16 protein-coding genes, 1 tRNA gene and 1 pseudogene are annotated in these 18239 nt (G+C 65.8%); 11 read left to right on the top strand and 7 right to left on the bottom strand.

What is annotated here, in order from left to right; genetic code table 11:
• Positions 1-61 precede the first annotated feature (61 nt).
• The 5 genes from J2S55_RS46955 (at position 62) to J2S55_RS46935 (ending at position 5355) form a co-directional block, all read left to right on the top strand.
• On the top strand, positions 62-1231 hold the full coding sequence (locus J2S55_RS46955; RefSeq protein WP_306875210.1) for a trans-sulfuration enzyme family protein: 1170 nt from the start codon (positions 62-64) through the stop codon (positions 1229-1231).
• Positions 1232-1312: 81 nt separating this feature from the next.
• On the top strand, positions 1313-2602 hold the full coding sequence (locus J2S55_RS46950) for an ABC transporter substrate-binding protein (protein ID WP_306875206.1): 1290 nt from the start codon (positions 1313-1315) through the stop codon (positions 2600-2602).
• Complete coding sequence (locus J2S55_RS46945) at positions 2599-3540, top strand: carbohydrate ABC transporter permease (RefSeq protein ID WP_306875204.1); 942 nt, start codon at positions 2599-2601, stop codon at positions 3538-3540. Before J2S55_RS46950 ends, J2S55_RS46945 begins: the two co-directional genes overlap by 4 nt.
• Positions 3541-3543: 3 nt before the next feature.
• The gene (locus J2S55_RS46940) at positions 3544-4380 is read left to right on the top strand and encodes a carbohydrate ABC transporter permease (protein ID WP_306875201.1); all 837 of its coding nucleotides are present in this window, start codon (positions 3544-3546) and stop codon (positions 4378-4380) included.
• Positions 4381-4644: 264 nt separating this feature from the next.
• Positions 4645-5355: an MBL fold metallo-hydrolase gene (locus J2S55_RS46935; protein WP_306875198.1), complete on the top strand. Its 711-nt coding sequence runs from the start codon at positions 4645-4647 to the stop codon at positions 5353-5355.
• Between the two features lie 584 nt (positions 5356-5939).
• Here J2S55_RS46935 and tgmC read toward each other — a convergent pair.
• The 3 genes from tgmC to tgmA are packed head-to-tail and all read right to left on the bottom strand — an operon-like array spanning position 5940 to position 8302.
• Entirely contained in the window at positions 5940-7070 is a 1131-nt protein-coding gene (tgmC, locus tag J2S55_RS46930) for an ATP-grasp peptide maturase system methyltransferase (RefSeq protein WP_306875196.1), read from the bottom strand.
• The gene (gene tgmB, locus J2S55_RS46925) at positions 7067-8017 is read right to left on the bottom strand and encodes an ATP-grasp ribosomal peptide maturase (protein ID WP_306875193.1); all 951 of its coding nucleotides are present in this window, start codon (positions 8015-8017) and stop codon (positions 7067-7069) included. Before tgmB ends, tgmC begins: the two co-directional genes overlap by 4 nt.
• A 27-nt stretch (positions 8018-8044) precedes the next feature.
• Positions 8045-8302, bottom strand: a complete 258-nt coding sequence (tgmA, locus tag J2S55_RS46920) for a putative ATP-grasp-modified RiPP (protein ID WP_306875191.1) — start codon at positions 8300-8302, stop codon at positions 8045-8047.
• Between the two features lie 195 nt (positions 8303-8497).
• Here tgmA and J2S55_RS46915 point away from each other — a divergent pair, with 195 nt between their 5' ends.
• Positions 8498-9874 carry a helix-turn-helix domain-containing protein gene (locus tag J2S55_RS46915; protein WP_306875189.1) on the top strand — a complete coding sequence of 459 codons (1377 nt, stop codon included), beginning with the start codon at positions 8498-8500 and terminating at the stop codon, positions 9872-9874.
• 92 nt (positions 9875-9966) lie between these two features.
• Here J2S55_RS46915 and J2S55_RS46910 read toward each other — a convergent pair whose 3' ends face one another.
• Together J2S55_RS46910 and J2S55_RS46905 are read right to left on the bottom strand one after the other, a co-directional pair.
• Positions 9967-10107: a hypothetical protein gene (locus J2S55_RS46910; RefSeq protein ID WP_306875186.1), complete on the bottom strand. Its 141-nt coding sequence runs from the start codon at positions 10105-10107 to the stop codon at positions 9967-9969.
• Positions 10104-10520 (bottom strand): DUF6221 family protein, encoded by a 417-nt coding sequence (locus J2S55_RS46905; RefSeq protein WP_306875182.1) that lies wholly within the window; start codon positions 10518-10520, stop codon positions 10104-10106. Before J2S55_RS46905 ends, J2S55_RS46910 begins: the two co-directional genes overlap by 4 nt.
• A 278-nt stretch (positions 10521-10798) precedes the next feature.
• Here J2S55_RS46905 and J2S55_RS46900 point away from each other — a divergent pair, with 278 nt between their 5' ends.
• The 3 genes from J2S55_RS46900 (at position 10799) to J2S55_RS46890 (ending at position 16162) form a co-directional block, all read left to right on the top strand.
• Complete coding sequence (locus J2S55_RS46900; protein ID WP_306875180.1) at positions 10799-11155, top strand: hypothetical protein; 357 nt, start codon at positions 10799-10801, stop codon at positions 11153-11155.
• Complete coding sequence (locus J2S55_RS46895) at positions 11097-15002, top strand: LamG-like jellyroll fold domain-containing protein (RefSeq protein WP_306875177.1); 3906 nt, start codon at positions 11097-11099, stop codon at positions 15000-15002. The genes J2S55_RS46900 and J2S55_RS46895 overlap by 59 nt, the downstream gene beginning before the upstream one ends.
• 92 nt (positions 15003-15094) lie before the next feature.
• Positions 15095-16162 carry a DUF6461 domain-containing protein gene (locus J2S55_RS46890; RefSeq protein WP_306875175.1) on the top strand — a complete coding sequence of 356 codons (1068 nt, stop codon included), beginning with the start codon at positions 15095-15097 and terminating at the stop codon, positions 16160-16162.
• Between the two features lie 441 nt (positions 16163-16603).
• On the opposite strand, the gene J2S55_RS46885 is transcribed toward J2S55_RS46890, so the two are convergent.
• On the bottom strand, positions 16604-17011 hold the full coding sequence (locus J2S55_RS46885) for a PASTA domain-containing protein (RefSeq protein WP_306875172.1): 408 nt from the start codon (positions 17009-17011) through the stop codon (positions 16604-16606).
• A 164-nt stretch (positions 17012-17175) separates the two neighbouring features.
• Positions 17176-17406: pseudogene (locus J2S55_RS46880) on the bottom strand (WhiB family transcriptional regulator); the annotation flags it as partial.
• A gap of 73 nt (positions 17407-17479) precedes the next feature.
• On the opposite strand from J2S55_RS46880, the gene J2S55_RS46875 reads away from it, so the two are divergent.
• Positions 17480-17571, top strand: a tRNA-OTHER gene (locus J2S55_RS46875).
• A gap of 279 nt (positions 17572-17850) precedes the next feature.
• The gene (locus J2S55_RS46870) at positions 17851-18186 is read left to right on the top strand and encodes a hypothetical protein (RefSeq protein ID WP_306875170.1); all 336 of its coding nucleotides are present in this window, start codon (positions 17851-17853) and stop codon (positions 18184-18186) included.
• Positions 18187-18239 lie beyond the last annotated feature (53 nt).

The following is an 18239-nucleotide window of genomic DNA, read 5'->3' as shown; positions in this document are numbered from 1 at the left end:
CCCCGTCCTCTCCTGAATCGCCCGAGCGGGCTCCCCGGATCATGTTGTACCTTGCGCAGTCATGAACGGACACATCAACGACGACTGGATCTGCGGCCGGTACGGCGAGGACGAGCCCTGGATGCTGGGCGCGGTGAACCCGCCGGTCTTCGAGAACTCCCTGTTCACCTTCCCCACGGTGCAGGCGCTGTCGGAGAGCCTGGCGGACGAGGACGAGAAGTACGTCTACTCGCGCGGCACGAACCCCACCGTGGACCTGCTCCAGCGCAAACTCGCCGCGCTCGAACGGGGAGAGCGGGCCAAGTGTTTCGGGTCGGGGATGGGTGCCATCTCGGCGACGATCTCCTCGCTGGTCTCCGCGGGCGACCACGTGATCGTGGTGGGAGCGATCTACGGCCCGACCACCCAGTTCCTCCGCTACCTGGAGAAGTTCGGGGTGTCGCATACGACGGTGCACACCGATAATCCTGACGTACTTGACAGCGTTGTCAATCCGCGGACCAAAATGATGTACCTGGAGTCGCCGTCGTACATGCGTTTCGGGATCATCGACCTCCGCGCCTTCACCGGGTGGGCGCACGAGCGGGGTCTGACCACGGTGATGGACAACACCTGGGCGACACCGATCTTCCAGAAACCGCTCACCATGGGCGTCGACCTGGTCGTGCACTCGCTGTCGAAATACATCGGCGGCCACAGTGACCTGATCGGTGGCGTCGTGGTGGGCTCCACGCGGCTGATCCGGCCGATCGCGCTGACCGAATACCAGTTGTACGGCGCCGCCCTGTCGGCGCACGAGGCGGCGAAGGCGATCAAGGGGCTCCGCACCCTGCCCGTCCGCATGCCGGCGCACCAGGAGCGTGGCCTGCGGGTGGCGGAGTTCCTCGCCGAGCACCCGGCGGTCCGCGCGGTCAACCATCCTGGACTGCCAGGTCATCCAGGGCACGAGCTCGCCCGTGCGCAGATGACCGGCTTCTCCGGTCTCTTCAGCATCGAACTGGACACCGAGGAGATCGCGGAGGTGACCCGTTTCGTGGACGCCCTGCGCTGCTTCCGCGTCGGCGTCTCGTGGGGCGGATTCGAGAGCCTGGTCATCGCGCCCGCGCTCACCGTGCGGGAGTCCCTGCGGGCCACGATGGGCATTCCGCTGGGGCTGGTCCGGCTCTCGGTAGGGCTGGAGGACGCCGACACGCTGATCGCCGACCTCGCCGAGGCGCTGAAGGCATCTTGACGGATCGCGGACGGTTCCATGTAGCATCCCCGTCATTCAGCGCTGTGACAGCGCTGTCAACGGACCATCTCTGGGGAGACCATGAGAAGACTCCACAGGCTCGCCATCCCGCTGGTCGGTGTGCTGACCATGACACCGGTCGGCTGCGGTTCCGACAACGACGCCGGCACGGTCCGGCTGCGCATGATCGAGAGCCTCACCAGCCCGGACCGCACCAAGCTGATCAGACAACTGCTCTCCGACTTCGAGCGGCAGAACCCGGGGATCAAGGTCGAGCTGGTCTCGCCGCCCCTGGAGAACGCCGACCGGAAGATCACCCAGGTGCTGCAGACCAAGAAGGACCTCGACGTGCTGGAGGTCCGCGACCACACCGCCAAGTCGTTCTCCAACAACGGCTGGCTGGCCGAGATCCCGGTGCAGAGCTGGCCCGGCTGGAGCGGGCTGACCGAACTCGCCAGGAAGAAGGCGGTCGAGGTGGGCGGCAAGCCGTACCTCATCCCCTACGGCTTCTACGAGAAGGTGCTCTTCTACCGGTCGGACTGGCTGCGCGAGGCCGGCGTCGCGCAGCCGCCCACCACGTGGCAGGAGGTCTACGACACCGCCAAGAAGTTGACCGACAAGGGCAGGCGGCGCTACGGCTACTCCTTCCGAGGCGGCAAGGGCGGCTTCGACTACGCCGTCCTGATCGTCAGCGCGTTCAACGGCGACAAGGTGGACCCGGGCAGGTCGTTCTTCCTGAAGGACGGCAGGACGATCTGGTCCACGCCGGAGGCCGCGCAGGCCATGAACCTGTTCCTGAGCCTGTTCAAGGAGGCTTCCCCCGCCGACTCGGTCTCGTGGAGCTTCCCGGAGATGGTGCAGGGCTTCACCGCCAACGTCACCGGCATGCTCATCCAGGACCCCGAAGTGATCAAGACGGTCGAGGAGAGCGGCATCGCGAAGGACGGGTGGAGCACCGTCCCGATCCCCAAGGGGCCTGGCGGGTACGCGCTGCAGCCCGTCGGATACGCCGGCTGGGGCGTGACGTCCTTCAGCACGCACAAGGCCGAGGCGGTCAAACTCGTCGAGTTCCTCAGCGCGGACGCGCAGAGCACGAAGTTCGCCAAGGGCAACTCGCTCATCCCGATCGCCACGGCCGCCCAGCAGGACCCCCAGTTCTCGGGGGGAGCCTGGAAGGCGTACCTGGACGCCCAGCAGGACGACAAGCAGGTGATCACAGTTCGGCCGGTCGACTACCCGGGGTGGAGCGAGTGGCAGCAGGCCGCCGACAAGGACATCCAGTCCCTGCTGACCGGTGACAGGACGGTCGCGGACGTACTGAGCGCCTGGGACGCGTTCTGGACCGATCAGGCGAAGAAGAAGACGTCGTGACAGCGGTCAGGGAGATCGGCTCGCGCGGGCGGTCCGCCGCCCGCGCGGCCCGGCCGGCCTTCGACGGGCGGCGAGCCCGGTTCATCGCGCTCTGTCTGCTGCCCGGGGTCGTGTTCGTCGCCGTGTTCACGTACTACCCCATGATCCGGGGCGGTGTGATCGCGTTCCAGCGCTACAACCTGTTCGACCTGACGGCCACGCCGTTCGCCGGGCTGGAGAACTTCCGCGCGGTCCTCGCCGACGACCGGTTCTGGACCGCGCTCGGCAACACCGGGATCTGGGTGTTCGCGTCCCTGACGTTCCAGTTCGTGCTCGGCTTCGGCCTGGCCCTGCTGCTGCGGCGGCACTTCCGCGGTCGCGGGCTCTACCAGGCGTGGGTGTTCTTCCCCTGGGCCATGTCGGGCTTCCTCATCGGGCTGCTGTGGCGCTGGATGTTCAACGGCGAGTTCGGCGTCGTCAACGACCTGCTGATCAAGGCCGGCCTGGTCGACGAGCCGATCGGCTTCCTCTCCTCACCGGGGTGGGCGATGACCTCGATCATCGTCGCCAACGTCTGGTACGGCGTGACGTTCTTCGCCATCATGATCATCGCGGCCCTTCAGTCCGTGCCACGGGAACTGTACGAGGCGGCGGACGTCGACGGAGCCTCCCGGGTCAAGCAGTTCGTGCACGTGACGCTGCCGGCGATCCGGACCACCCTGGTGCTCATCGTGCTGCTGCGGATCATCTGGATCCTCAACTTCCCCGATCTCATCTACTCGATGACCGGCGGTGGCCCGGCCGGGAGCACGCACATCGCCACGACCTACCTCATCGAGCAGGTGCAGAACGGCGACTACGGGAAGGCGGGCGCGGTCGGCGTCTTCGTGCTCGGGCTGCTGCTGTCGTTCAGCGTCTTCTATCTCAACGCCACCCGATTCGAGAAGGCGAGGGACTGACCCGTGCACCGCCCGACCTCGCTGATCGCCCGGACCGCAAAGGCCGTCGTCCTCGGTATCTGGTTACTGATCACTGTCTTCCCGCTCTACTGGATCCTGGTCACCTCGCTGAAGCCCACCTCGGAGATCTTCGCGGTGCCGTTGCGCTACCTGCCCGGCAGCCCCACGCTGGACCACTACCGCGAGCTGTTCTCCTTCTCCTCGTTCGGCACGTATCTCGTCAACAGCCTGATCGTCTCGCTGGTGTCGGGCGTCGTGGTCACCGTGATCGGCGTGCTCGGCGGCTACGCGCTGGCCCGTTTCCACTTCCCCGGGCGTGGCGCACTCATGCTCGCCTATCTGGTCACCCAGATGATCCCGCTGTTCATCGCGCTGGGCCCGCTGTATCTGATGATGTCCGGCCTCGAACTGCTCAACCGGCTCAGCGGGCTGATGCTGGTCTACGTCGCCATGCTTGTGCCATTTTCGACGATCATCATGCGCGGCTTCTACGAACGCATTCCGACCGCGCTCGAAGAGGCCGCCATGGTCGACGGATGCTCGCGGCTGACGGCGATGGTGCGCGTGGTCGTGCCCGTCATGCTGCCCGGCATCGCCGCCACCTTCATCTTCGGCTCCGTGCAGTGCTGGAACGAACTCTTCCTCGCCATCGCCTTCATCGACAGCGAGGAGACCAAGACCATCCCGGTCGCGATGAACTCGTTCATCACGCAGTACGACATCGACTGGGGCCCGATGGCGGCGGCCACGGTGGTTTCGATCATCCCCACGCTGGTGCTTTTCTCGTTCGCCCGCCGCTACATCGTGGAGGGCCTCACATCCGGCGCGGTCAAGGGCTGAATGATCACCTGCCGGGGGCGCTCGACGCGCGGGTGGCCGCCGTTCAACCGGACCGGATGTGTCTGACTCCGGTCCACGCCCGGCGCAGGCGTCCCCGCAACGCCCCGTCCGTGTCCGGGTGTCACCACGCGTCATGTCCTGTGCTCTATCAGGCTCAGACGGTGCCACGCAGAAGAATCCGCGACTCGATGATCTGAACCCCGGACAGGCCCTAGATCACCACATAATCGGTGTGTGACTGTACATCACGTTAACTGTGGAACCATGCGTCCGCTCGGTGGGCCGGAGATGGTCTGCCACTGCCTGATCGTGCAGACCGGCGACGGTCTCACCCTGGTCGACACCGGGATCGGCGTCGGCGCCTTCCTCGGGTTCACGATGACGACCGGTGCGGCGCTGGATGTGTCAGAGACCATGCCCGCCCGGCTGCGCGCTCTCGGCTACGACCTCGGTGACGTACGCGACATCGTCCTCACCCACCTGGACGTCGACCACGCGGGCGCGCTGCGGCACTTCCCGCGGGCGCGGGTGCACCTGCACGCCGCCGAGCTGGAGGCGGCGCTGCGCCCGCCGTCGGCGGGTGAGCGGAGCCGTTACCGGCCCGTCCAGTGGGAGCACGGCCCGTCCTGGGTGACGTACGGCGAGGCGGGCGAGCCGTGGCTCGGCTTGGAGGCCCGCCCGCTGGACGGGGTCGACGGCGTGGCGCTGGTGCCGCTGGCGGGGCACAGCCGGGGCCATTCCGGAGTGGCGGTCCGTGACGGCGACGGCTGGCTGTTGCACGCCGGTGACGCCTACTACGTGCGGGGAGAGCTGGCCGACCCGCCGCGATGCCCCCCACACCTGCGGCTGGCGCAGTGGTCGGTCGCCACCGACCACCGCTCGCGACTGGCCAACGTGCGGCGGCTGAGCGAGCTGCCGCCCGGCGTCCGCGTCTTCAGCGCCCACGACGCCCAGGAACTGGCGGCCTTCGCCTGACCCGTCCGACCCGGTAGTGGCCCTCGCGACGTGAGCGCCGTCAGGCCGCCCATCGCTGAAAGGTATTACACGATGTTACTTCCATTCTGCGGCCAATACCTGAACGCCAATCCATGATTTCAAGATCGCCGTCGGGCATGTGAATGGCGCACAAAGCTGAGCATCTCTGCTTTGACCCGCGCAATCGCATGCGGTCAATCACTGCCCACGGCAGTCGATCGGCCCGGAAGGGGTCTTCAAAACCGACGAGGCCGAGGTCCTCGGCCTGGCGGGTCCGGTTCCCGTCCGCCTCCATCATCTGGGAAACGCGCGAAAACCGGGGAGAATGCCCCCGCCTATCCAGCCTTAATGATTTTCCTGAGACCCGATGGGAACAAAGTGGGAACAGCGCGTCATGAACGTTCCTGCGTGGACTCCTGCCGCTCCGGAATGAGTGCCACCACCTTCTCCGCCGCGCCGTCCAGCACGGCCTGGCGAACGAGCTGACAGAGGTCCCGGATGCTGCGGACAACTCCGTTCGAGGCCCACCTGTACAGCAGAACGCCCGCTCTCTTCCGGGAGGGCGGGCGTTCTGCTGTCTGGAGTCAGGCCGGCAGGTCCCAGCACAGGCCGCCCGGCTCACCCAGCCACACGTGTTGGCCGTCCCCGGTGACCGTGAGGCCGAATGCCGACTGGTGCGGGGAGCCGGCGTCCTGCCAGAGCAGGATGGCGTCCTCGACGGCGTCCCACAGCCGTAGGGGGCCGTGCTGGTGCACCGTCCACCCCCCGCCGGGGTTCGGCCGGGTGTCGGCGCGGGAGCCGGTGGCGACGTCCAGCAGGATCGTCGTGTCGCCGGCGGATGCCCGCTGGGCGGCCGGTGCGGCGAGCTGGGCGACGAACAGGGCGGCCTCGTCGTCCAGGATCGCCGGGTCGACGCGCGTCTCGCGGGCGTCTCCGACGCCGGTCCTGACCGGCGGCCGGGGCGGCGGCATGTGGGAGCGGGCCCGCATGAAGTACAGGTCATCCGGCAGGAACCGTCCGCTCGCCTCGCCGTCGCCGGTGAGGGTGAGGTGCGCGAACGCTACCCCGCCCATCCACCCCCACGTGGGGGTGGTGATGGTGCCGCCGACGCGGATCTGGTCCATCCACGCCGGCGGGATGGTCCGCACTGAGCAGGTGCCGATCAGCCGGTCGTACGGGGCGCCGTCCGGGTGGCCGCGCAGGCCGTCCCCGACTACGAGGGTCGGGGCGTACCCGGCCGCGGCGATGGCCTTGCGAGCTCGCTCGGCCACGGCGTCGTCGTATTCGATCGACGTCACCGCCTTGTCGTCGAGCCGGTGGCACATCAGCGCGGTGGAGTAGCCGGTGCCGGTGCCGATCTCCAGCACCCGGTCGTCCTCGCCGATCTGAGCGGCTTCCAGCATCCGCACGACCAGGCTCGGAGTGGTGGACGAGGAGCTGGGTGAGCCCGTCGTCGCGTCGGCCGCCTGTTCGGCGAGGACGCCGTCGACCTGGGTCACCCAGGTTCCGTCGGTGTAGACCAGGCGCAGCCATTCGTCCTCGTCCATGTCCGTGCGGCGAGCGGCTGTCCACGGGTCGCCGCGGGCCGCGTCGCCCAGGAGGACGGCGTCGCCGATGAACAGTTCCCGCGGCACCTCCTCCAACGCCGTGCGCCAGCCTGCGGATCCCACAGTGTCCGCCAGTGCGCGGCGGAGCTTCTCGGCGGTGTCGCTCACGACCACCATCCCTCCAAGATCAGCTCGGCGAAGGCGTGCGCCATCGCGTCGGCATCAGGTAACCAGGCCCACTGGCCGTTGGGGTTGCATTCGATGAAGGTCCAGCCGCCGGCGGCGTCGAGGGCGAAGTCGAAACAGCCGAACACCAGGCCGAAGACGGCGAGGTAGGCATGCAATGCACCCTTGATCGACTCGGACACGTCGATGGGCTCGTGGGCGAGCTGCTCCCAGTCGCCGCTACGCCAGTCCAGGCCGCTGCCGGGGGAGGTGATCCGGTGGCCGAACATCTTGCGACCGATCACAGTCACCCGGGCATCCGCGGTCTTGGGTACCTCCTGCTGGAACAGGTGGGCAGTCACCGCCACCGAATCATCCAGCTCGGCTGAGGTGACCTGCTGCGTCCAGATCGCCGACCGGCGGCCATCCGCTCCAGCCGGCACCCCGCGGAAGGACTTGTAGATGATCGGGCCGTGCTCGGCGGCGAACGCGCGGGCATGTTCGACGTCGTTGGTGATCAGAGTGCGGGGGATGGTCAGCCCGAGCTGGGCGGCCATCTGGAGCTGGGCGGGTTTGTAGTCGGCGCGGCTGATCGCCTCGGGGTGGTTGACGTACACCGCGCCGCGCAGGCTGCGCAGGATGCCGCCGAGCCCATGCTGAGCCTCGACGGCGGCGAACGTCTGCTCCACGGCAGGCAGGTGGGCGAACCGCGTGGAGTACGAGGTGGGGCGGCGGTAGTACACCGCTCCGACCTCCTCCAGCGCGATGTCACGGCTCGGTGTGCGGAGCCGGCCAGCCCACTCCTCACGGTCATCGCCGATGGAGGCGCTAAACACCAACCCGGCGCCGATGTCGGCGGGGTCGACCCGGACGACCCGCACCTGATGGTTGTTCAAGACCTCGATCACCAGGTTGGCGGTGACGTCCTCCGCCGAGGTGATGACCAGCACAGTCTGAGGGGAGGGCTGCATGAGCTTCTACCCGTCGGTGTTGGAGTCGTCGGCGACGTTCGAGCTTCCGCTTGAGCCGTCGGAGCCGCCGCCCTTGGACGTGGTGACGGTCGTCTTGGCCATGTCCACGATCAGGTCGGCCTCGTTACGGAAGGTGGTGAGCTGGGACACCGGGTCGAGGTCGACGGTGTCGTACAGCGCCTCGGCCTCCGGGAGAGGGGCGGTCGTCCGGCTTAGTCCCCAGGGGGTCTGGGCGAGGGGCGGGTGTTCTGCGGTGATGGTCATCGCGGTCCCTTCTCTGGTGGTGACGTGGCGCTTGCCTGTGCTCTCACGGTGGCCCTGGCCTTGGGGTGCTGTCATTGCCGGAATGGGGCGCCCAGCATTGAGGGTCGGTGTCAATCACGCTCGGATGGGCTGCACGGTAAGTACTGATGCGGTTACGGTGCTTGTGCTGGCGTTCGCGAGCGCGGAGGTCCCTCCATGGGGCAGATCACTAGATCACGGCGTGCACAGATCCAGCGTGAGGCGGCCATCATCCGCATGCGGGAGCAGCGGAACGGGGTCTCACTGGAGCGGATCGTCACCGTCATGCGCAGCACCCTGCCCGAACTGTCGCCGCTGGAGGCATGGCGGCTGGCCCTGGGCTGGTCCCGCGCCCAGACCGTCGCCCAGGTCGCGGACCTGTACCTCGCCGACGGGCTGAAGCCGCCAGCGTTATCGGAGCCGATGCTGTGCCGGTGGGAGCACGGCCCTGACCGACCGGGCCCGGAGTACACCGAAATGATCGCCCGCGCTTACGGTGCCCGTGTCGATCAGCTCGGGGTGAGGCCGCGGTGCGTGTGCGGCGCGGACCTCGGCGGTTATGGTCAGCAGACGGCCCCGCTGATAGTCCCTGGAGTAGAGATGACCGCAGCAGGACTGCCCGCCGTTCGAGAGTCGCTCCGCCTGGCCCTGCTGGACGCCCCATACGGTGGGCCGGTCGTGGTCGAGCTCGCGGAGGCGGCCGTCGAGCACTACGCGCTCCACTACTCCCGCCACGTCCCGGCTCACCTGTTCGACGAGGTGCACGCGGCCCGCAGCCTGCTCGGCGAAGCCTTGGCCGCACCGGTCAACGCCACGATCGGCGCCGAGCTGCGGCGCGCGGCCGGCTGGTTGTCAGCGCTGCTGGGCAACCTGGCTTTCCACCTGGCCGACCACGCTGGCGCCCGCGCGCACCTGGCCGTCGCCGCATCGTTCGGTGAGCACGTCGGCGACGCACGGCTGACCACGTGGGCCTACGGGGCGCAGAGCATGGTTGCCCGCGCCCGCGGAGACCTCCCCACCGCCCTGCGCCACGCTGAGGCCAGTGCCGCCCATGCTGTCGGACAGCTCGGCCACGCGCAGGCCCTGGGCTGGGCGCTACTACCAACCCTGGCGCGGCTCGGCCGAGCCGCCGATGCTGAGCAGGCCCTGACCGAGGCGACAACCGCACTGGATGCCGACCCCGCCGGCGGGGCGCCGGGCCGGTTCGGATTCGACGTCGCCGAGCTCGCCTTGCATGAGGCTGAGGCGTGGCTGGCGCTCGGCCACTCCGATCGGGCGCTGGTCCGGGCCAGCGCGTCCGCAGCGTCCTGCGTGGCCTACACGCCAGGCTGGGCGGCGGCGACGTTGGTGGTGGCTCAGGCTGAGGTTGGGGTGCAGCCGGGCGATGCAGCCGCCCGGGCGTTGGACGTGCTGGAGCGGGTCCCGGCCGAGCGGCTGCGCTCTACCGCCCGGAGCCGGTTGGGCGTGCTCACTGTGGCTCTGGGCGGCGCGGATGCTGCGTCAGCGCGGGATCTGCGCGAGCGGGTGCGGGATCTGCCGCCGGTCGCCCGGTAGGGCCGGTGGTCTGGCCTCCCCTCGCCGGAGGCGGGATCGGACATGACGAAGCCCCCGCCCGTGCTGGGCGGGGGCTGTCTCGCGTTGTACGGCTACCGCTCCTCGGGGGCCAGCCTGCTCATGATGGCCGCCACGTCCTTCTTCGGCGCTCCTGCGGCCTGTGCGAGCCGCGCTCGGGACGCGTCCAGGTCGAGGCGGGCCAGCGCTGCGAAGAGGCCGTCGTCACCGCTCACGGCTTCCATCTCTCCTGGTAGTCGGAGTAGGGCAGAGCGAGCACTTGCACGACGGCCTTGTGTGCGCCGCGCCGGACCCTCGTGCCGCCTGCGAGGATCGTCCCCTCGGAGACCTGCGCGGAGAGCTGGGCGCCTTCGTACAGGGCGAGGATCTCCCGCTTGGCTTCAATCTCGCGGAGGATGCGGTCGGGGTCGTTGCGGGCGGTGTGCGTGCCGACCTCGCTCCACACCTCAGCGACCGTTTCCTCACCGACAGCGAAGATCGATGTGGCCTCGCTGTCGTCCTGGTCGCCTTGTACCAAGCCGTAGGACGGGTTCCACCACCAGCTCTTGCCGTACACCTCGGAGGCGAGGCGAGCGGCCTGCTCGTCTTCGTCGAGGCGAACGTGTAGGAACGCGATCAGCTCATCCATGCGCTCATGATCGCGCCCTGGGCTGATCGGCCACAGGTGGATACCACAACGTGCGCCATCCACGGCGGTCTTCTCGCCGCTGAACGTCACGCCAAGTGCACCCTTATGTACAGAAAATGATCTTTACTTTTATATCGACCTTATGTAAAGATCACCCGGTTTGCTGCAAACGTTCGAGAAAGGTTGGAGTGAACACACACAGACCGAGATTTGGCGGGTTAGCCCACAGCTACCGCCGTACCTCTCTGATAGCCGTACTCGGGCTATCCACCTCCCTGATGGCAGTACCTGCCATCGCCGAACCCACCCCCACCGCTTCTGTAGCGAAAGCAACCACCACCCCCAACCCGGTGGAGACCGCCAAGCAGGAGGCCAAACGGCAGAACAAGCCGATCGAAATCGAAAGTCTGCACACCGAGAACTCCACCACAATTGCCAATCCTGACGGTAAGACGGTGGGCACCTACGTGTACACCGCGCCCATCCGGGTCAAAAGGGACGGCGCCTGGAAGGCAATCGACACGACCCTGGTGGAGGGACAACGGGGTCATCCGGCCCAGGGTCTCCAAGGCGGACGTGACTCTGTCGGCCGGCGGCAACAGCACCCTGGCCACGGCCAAGACCGAGAAGGGTGAAGCGGCCATCAGCTCCTCGGCCGCGCTGCCTAAGCCGGAGCTGTCGGGCAGCTCGGCCACCTACCGGTCGGCCTACGGCTCCGGTGTCGACCTGGTCGTCACCGCCACCCCCACCGGCCTGCGTCAGGAGATCGTGATCCGCCGGCGCCCCGCCGGCAAGCTGGACCTCCGTCTTCCGGTGAAGCTGCCCGGCAAGGTGAAGTACGGCAAGGACTCCTCGGGAAAACCCACTCTGCCGACCGCTGACGGCGGCAAGGCCATGGCTCTGGCGTCGGCGCTGCTGCTGGACGAGAAAGCCGCGAGCCCGGACGCGGCGCCGGACGCCGGGCGGATGAGCACCGTCCCGGTCACCGTCGAGCAGACCGCCAAGGGGCCGCAGCTGCGCCTGGCGCCGGACCAGGGCCTCCTGGCCGACCCGGAGGTGACCTACCCGGTCCGGCTGCTGATGGACTCCACCCCGTGGTACGGCCCCGGGATGCCCGCCGACACCTTCATCAGCACCACCTGGAAGGTAGGCAGCGCCAACCAGAACATGGACTCGCTGGTGGCCGGCAAGACCAACGACGGCGCGGTCTGGCGCAGCTACATTCGCTTCGACCTGTCCACCGCGCCCTTCTTCGGCAGACCGATCCTCAACGCCGACGTGCGGCCGTGGAACTACATCGCCCACGCCTGCGGAGCAGAGGTCGGTGACATCGCCGTGCGCCGCATCACCAGCGACTGGACGATGGACAGCCTGCGCTGGGACAACCAGCCCTCATTCACCACCACCGGCCAGGGCACCAAGGGCAGCGGCGTGGGCCGCGACGCCTACGGCAACCCCTGCCCGAACCTGCCCGCCCAGGAGGTCTACTACTCCATCGAGGGCATCGTCCAGGCCTGGTCCGACGGCGCCCCCAACTACGGCCTGCAGGTCGGCGCCCTCTACGAAGGCGGCCCGCTCAACTACCGCGAGTACCTCTCGGCGGAATGGGCCGGAACCGGGGGTCGTGGCCCGGTCCTCTTCGTCGAGTATGAGACTCCAGCGCCTGTGCCCGAGCCCATTTCCTGGTTTAAGGCCGGTGAGGGCTTCGCCGATGGCACGACCGATGAGGAGATTCGCGCCACCACTCACTCCTCCGCGTTGTCCATCGAGGCTGACGACATCTCCGATGCGGATGCCGATGCCCTGCAGGCGCAAGCCCCGGAGTTTTTGGAGAATCTGGGACGCGTACTTGTCCGTCCGTCCGATGTGAGCGAGGATCTATGGCACTCACTCAACCCCAACGTTCCTGATCCTGATCCTGACGAGCCGTCGGTAATTAGCACCGTGCCCTATCTGGGAGCGATAGACGTGCGGTCGGATACCCCGGTCCAGGCGCGATTCAGCGAGCTGGTGACTGGGGCGCAGATCACCGTCACCGACGGGTCCGGGCAAGCGGTCCAGGGGACGTCGGCGGTCAATGCTGCGGGCGATACCGTGACCTTCACACCGAGTGCCCCGCTTCCTCTGGACGCAGCCTTCACTGCAGAGGTTGCGGGGGCTCAGGATGCGGACGGCCATGCGATGGTGGCGCCGTACTCGTGGTCGTTCACCACTGCGCCAACGGTTCCTACCCCGACACCGACTCCGACCCCGACGTCTGGTTCAGGGCTGGTGGCGGCCTACGGCATGGACGAGGGCACAGGCAGCAACGTCGGGGACTCCTCCGGGCAGAGCAACACCGGAGCAGCCACCGGCACCAGCTGGGTGGACGGGAAGTTCGGCAAGGCCCTGTCATTCAACGGCAGCAACAGCCAGGTCCTGATCAATGACGCCGCTTCGCTGCGGTTGTCAACTGATATGACGCTTTCGGCCTGGGTCAGACCCAGCACAGCAATCGGGTCACGCGCAGTGATTGCTAAGAGCCTGTGGGCCGGTGAAGGCATCTCTTACGGCCTGAACACCTCTACCGAATACATCACACCATCGGGCCGGCTGCAGATAGGGCAAGGAAGTGCTTCTCGGGTCGACGGGACCACAGCCCTTTCGACCACTACCTGGAGCCATGTAGCTGTCACCTATGACGGCATTATCGCGCGATTGTATGTCAACGGCAACCAGGTCAAAGAGGCCTCGGTCAGTGGTAGCCTGAATGTCGATAGTGGCAAGCTTTATATCGGCAGCAATGAGTTCGGTTCATACTTCAGTGGCCTTATCGACGAGGTTCGCGTCTATAACCTCGCTCAAACCAGCGCAAAAATCCAAGTCGACATGAACACCCCCATCAGCACCACGCCGACGCCGACGCCGACGCCGACGCCGACGCCGACGCCGACGCCGACGCCGACGCCGACGCCCACCCCGACGCCGACGCCCGCGTGTACGTATCCGACGTGGAGTGCCAGCAAGTTCTATTCCTCGGGCAACCGAGTCACCTGGCAGGGACGCTCCTGGGAGGCCACCACCTTCTCGTCCGGGACCGCACCCGGTTCCAACGGAGACTGGCGAGACCTGGGCGCCTGCAGCGGCACACTCACCGCCACCTCCTCCCAGAGTCAGAGCGAACCGCCGGTTCTGAAGGGGGATGAGGCCGGAGAACGAGTCCAACAGGCCGCAGCCGACGACACCTTCACGTATGAACGCATCAATAATCCCGACGAGTGCCGGGCTCTAACCGGGCCGAAGGCGTATGCGGTGAAAAATTCCTACAACTGGTGCTTGTGGGGAGAGATCGGATCTCGAACGAAGTGGTACCAAAACGGGAAATTCGTCGGCTCCATCAAGTACACAGCGCGTATCACTCTAATCGCCCACTCCTTCACCGGAAATTCCAAAGACGATAATGCGCGAGAAGCCAACGCATATAAGAGCCGCCAGTTCAAGGTATTCTTCTACCTGGACAGAATCAACAGAAAGGGCATAGCCCCTCCGGCGTTGCAAGCGGCGGCGCAGGCGGCAGCCGAGGCTTTCCCGTTCACCCTCGGCGTTGGTTTCAAACCGAAGAATTGCTCGGTCCAGCCGGTGGGACTAAACGACTTTGTCTACAAGACCATCGAAAGCTGGAAAGATGAGGGTGGGAACTTTACCTTCACCTCAGAAAAAGCCAATTTCCCTGCCCCGGACCACGTAGGCCGATGCAGCCTGAAACCGCAAATGCACTTCCAAGAGCAGCTCAAGGATCCGTACGGATACCTGACGGAGGAGAACCCAGTCTTCCGGTGTGACAGCTCCCCCGCGATCAAGACGGCGCAGGGCGGCTGCGTGGTCTGGAAGGACGGCCGACCAGTATTCCAGCTAAGCAAGAGCGCACTGATCAGAGGTCCCGGGAACGTCTTGATGGTCAATCCGGTCCGGGAATCAGCACAGCACATCTGGGATGCATGGAACAACCCAGGAGCTACCGAGCCGCTGGACAGCAACAAGAAGATTCCTGGCTTCTCGTTCAGCAACCCGCTGGAGCGCAACACCGACACCTCCAAGCAAGGGTTGGGCGGACAGAACCGGAAGGTCGCCATCAAACAGTGTGACATCTCATTTAGCGATAAAAGGCCACGCCCACCAGGTATACGGTATACTAAAAAGCTCCGCGACCCTCGGGGAGCTATAATCCCGCGATCCTGCGATGAGTTCCCCTTTGCGGCCTCTCACCAAGGAGCTTCCTTGGCGGGCACCAACTACTCAGCGCGCCCGATCCTCGCTACCGACAACTCCACGTCTGGATCCTGGCTGGGGTGGTGGTTCGAGCGTAATCGGGTCTTGGAGAAACAGAAGTTCACGGTTACGATCCTCGATACCCAAACTCCAGGTATAAATGGGTATTATCCACCACCGGAGCCGAACCCTGTGAGCGACGAGTCACTCGTTCCTGACTCCGAAGCTCCGTAGCCAGAGCGAGACTTCGAATGACCAGGTGACTCACGCCGACCTCCGGGATTCTCTGGAGGTCGGCCCACTGAGCGGGTGAGACGGGAGAAGACGTGATAGACGAATTGCCGCACTATCGTTCACTGGTGGACGGTGTGCTCACCATGCCGCTATGCGTCACTTGGGTGGAAGGCCTATCGGTCGAGGAGGCGCTCCTTAGAGTCGGACGGCGGGAAGATGGAATGGCTGAGCGGACTTTCGCCCAGACAGTACGCGCTGCGTATGACGCGATGCCGACATACGCCGGAGCAGCCTTGGTGGGACGTCTGGGCAAGTGGGTTGCACTCATCGAGCCGAATGGCTTCCAAGGATCGCGTCTATCTGTCTTGTCGGAACTGTCGCGTAAAGGGCGAGCGCTGAGCGTGTTCTGGAACGTCAACAGCGAAGCGCAGATCGCCTACGCCGAGTGTGGGCGCGTACTGGCGAATTTCGATCCGTTCACCTTGGAAGACCTAGAGGACCTTCCAGTTGCGCTGTCCGCATGGCAGGATCTAGCCTTTGAAGACGATGTGCGGGTGGCAGGGTTGGCATTAGGCGAGACGTTCAGCGATCAACGCCTGGATGAGGAATGGCTGAGCGCGGAGCACCTGAGTGCGATCCTGGATCCACCGACGGATACGACTGGCGAGGAGCTAACCGATGAGGAAGTAGTCGACCAGCGTGCTTTTCTGGCGGGCGACCCGAAAGTGGCTGCAATCGTCGCCGATCCCTCTCCAGCCCGGCTCCGAGAGATTGCCGTTCTGGTGGCCGAGACCGCCTGCACGGCGTGTGGGCTCAGCGATCCGCTGGTAGAACGTGCTTTCACCGCCCTGTCGGAGCCGGATCCTGCCGTATTCGTCGGCCTCCGCAGTGAGCTGAGTCGCCTCCAGGAGGAACTGTCAAGGCGGGGAACGGCTGCCCGCGAAGCTGGTATGACCAGTCCGTCGGCAGAGCAGCTACACCATCAGTACCTTGCGGCTGGAGTCCTCACTGCAGCATTGGACCAGGATCCTTTTTCTGCGGCGATGAGTGCGATCTGGCAGATCGGCGTAATCCGACTGGACGACATGGGAAGTCGACGCGTGGGAGCACTCTGGTCGAGCTTCACGGAGATCGAGAAACAGATACTGGAAAGCTCCTAGAGGTTTATCAAACTTGACTAACTTTCCATTCTATGAATATCGCCTCGCCTGAAAGTTCTTCAGCTGTCCGCAATGCCTACGCCAAAACGGTAGTACACAGAAACAATGGCCGCCAGCAGTTCAGCATCCATAGGGCGGACAGGTTGGAACTTGGACGATCTTATAGGAGCAATGTTCACAACACCTTTCTATAGAATATAGTTCTACCGTCAGCTCGGACGAGCGCGGTGTCCCCGTTCAGGTGGTTTTATCGATCATGGCGACCGGCGCGTTGCCGTTGGAGTCCACGCACCTGCGGTTCGAGCAGCGCACCCGCCCCTCCCGGCGGCCGACCCGCAAGGAGAACATGCGGCAGTAGAAGTAGGCTGGCGGAAGCTGGCCGGCCCGGGAGGGCAAACGCCCCCACCCGAAGGGCAGGGGTGTGGAGGGATGTCAGCTGAACTATTCGCCGATCTTCTTCGCGTAGAGGGTGACCAGCGTGTCGATCGGCACCTTGCGGCCCGCAGCGGGGGTTTGCCGGGTCACCACCCAGTTACGGTCGAAGACCTGTAAGCGGTTCTGGCCGGTGGCGTCTTTGTCGTTGAGAACGTAGAACCCGGCGGCCTGCATCGTGTCTTGCCCCTTCTGCAGGTTCATCCCGACCACATTCGGCAGCGTCTTCTTCACCGCCTTCTCTACCACGGGGGTGGGCTCCTTGTCTTCCTGCGTGATCGGCTTGCGGGTCGTCTCCGCGGGTGCCGGCCGAGTCGTGGTGACGGTCACTGCTGGCGCCGAGCTGCCCGCGCCCGTGCTGCATCCTGCAAGGGCTGTGACGAACACGGCGGCGATGAAATGACGGGTAGTCCTCACGGTGATCACTCCTAGGATGGCGTGTGGTAAGGGGACGATCGGCGTGGGTGACGGGTTGGCTGGTGAGCTGGGTTCTGTTGGGGCTCCTGATTGCCTGTAGGGCCGAACGGCGTTCAGGGGAGCGCGAAGTCAAGATCGCCTAGACCGGCTGATAATCCGAGCTATCAGTCCGCTTGTAGGTAGCGGGGTAGACATCCGGCCGCCAGGCCGGGGCGCAGTCGGCGGCGCTCCCGCTCTGACCGGTCACCCCATACGCCGAACGCCTCGCCGTTGTCGAGCGCGTAGGCCAGACCGTCGGTCCGTACCTCACACGAGGGGCAGACCTGCTCCGCGTCGCGGACCGAGCCGCCCTTCTCCGGAAAGAACGTCTCTGGATCGGCTCCGGCGCATCGGGCGAAGTCCTACCGATCGTGTCCCCTGGCGGTAGCGGCAACAACGGGAAACTACGGGAGTCGTCGAGAGGTGACGGGAGATGCCCTTGGCGGACCTTTGGCGGACTTCGAAATCGACGCGGCCGAGGTCCTCGGCCTGGCGGGTTGGATTCCCGTCCGTCTCCGCCACCTGGGAAACGCGGGAAAGCCGGAGAGGGCGACCGCGCCGGTTCGACCGCCTGATGCGCATCCTCCGTGTGCCGGGCGGGGGCGTGCGGACAATGCCTCAGGGGCCCGCCTCCTACGGTGAATTGCCTCTTTCTGTCCTGATGGATAGCGGGAGTTCTTTCTGTCCATAAGTGGACAAATATGGATGAATCATTGCCGGTCCCATGGAGTCATATAAGGATGATCTCGACCTGGAGCGCCCATTCGGCGGCGGATCCACGGCAGAAGGGAACCCCCCACATGAGATTCAAAAAGTCCCTGACCATCGCGACGACCCTCGCTCTGTCGTCCGCCCTCACGCTCACCGTCACCGCGACTCCGGCTCAAGCTGTGACCTGCACCAGAGGGTGGTCCCCCGACCTGCACACCGCCTGGATCGACTGCGACAACGGCAACACCACGGGCCGGTTCCGGCTCAAGGCGCTGTTCTGCAGCGGTACCGGATGCGCCTGGAGATACGGGCCCGACAGGTACTACCAGGGGGGAGGCGCGTCCTCGCACACGGACGCCATCTGGGTGGACACGAACAACATCACCTACGAGGACCGCGGGCCGGGCTCGCTCACGTCCGACTGACGGGCTCGCTCACGTCCGACTGACAGGCGCCCCGCCCGTTCTTCTCGCGGGAG

Source organism: Streptosporangium brasiliense (assembly GCF_030811595.1).
GTDB classification, from domain to species: domain Bacteria; phylum Actinomycetota; class Actinomycetes; order Streptosporangiales; family Streptosporangiaceae; genus Streptosporangium; species Streptosporangium brasiliense.
This window is presented reverse-complemented; position numbering and strand designations above follow the sequence as displayed.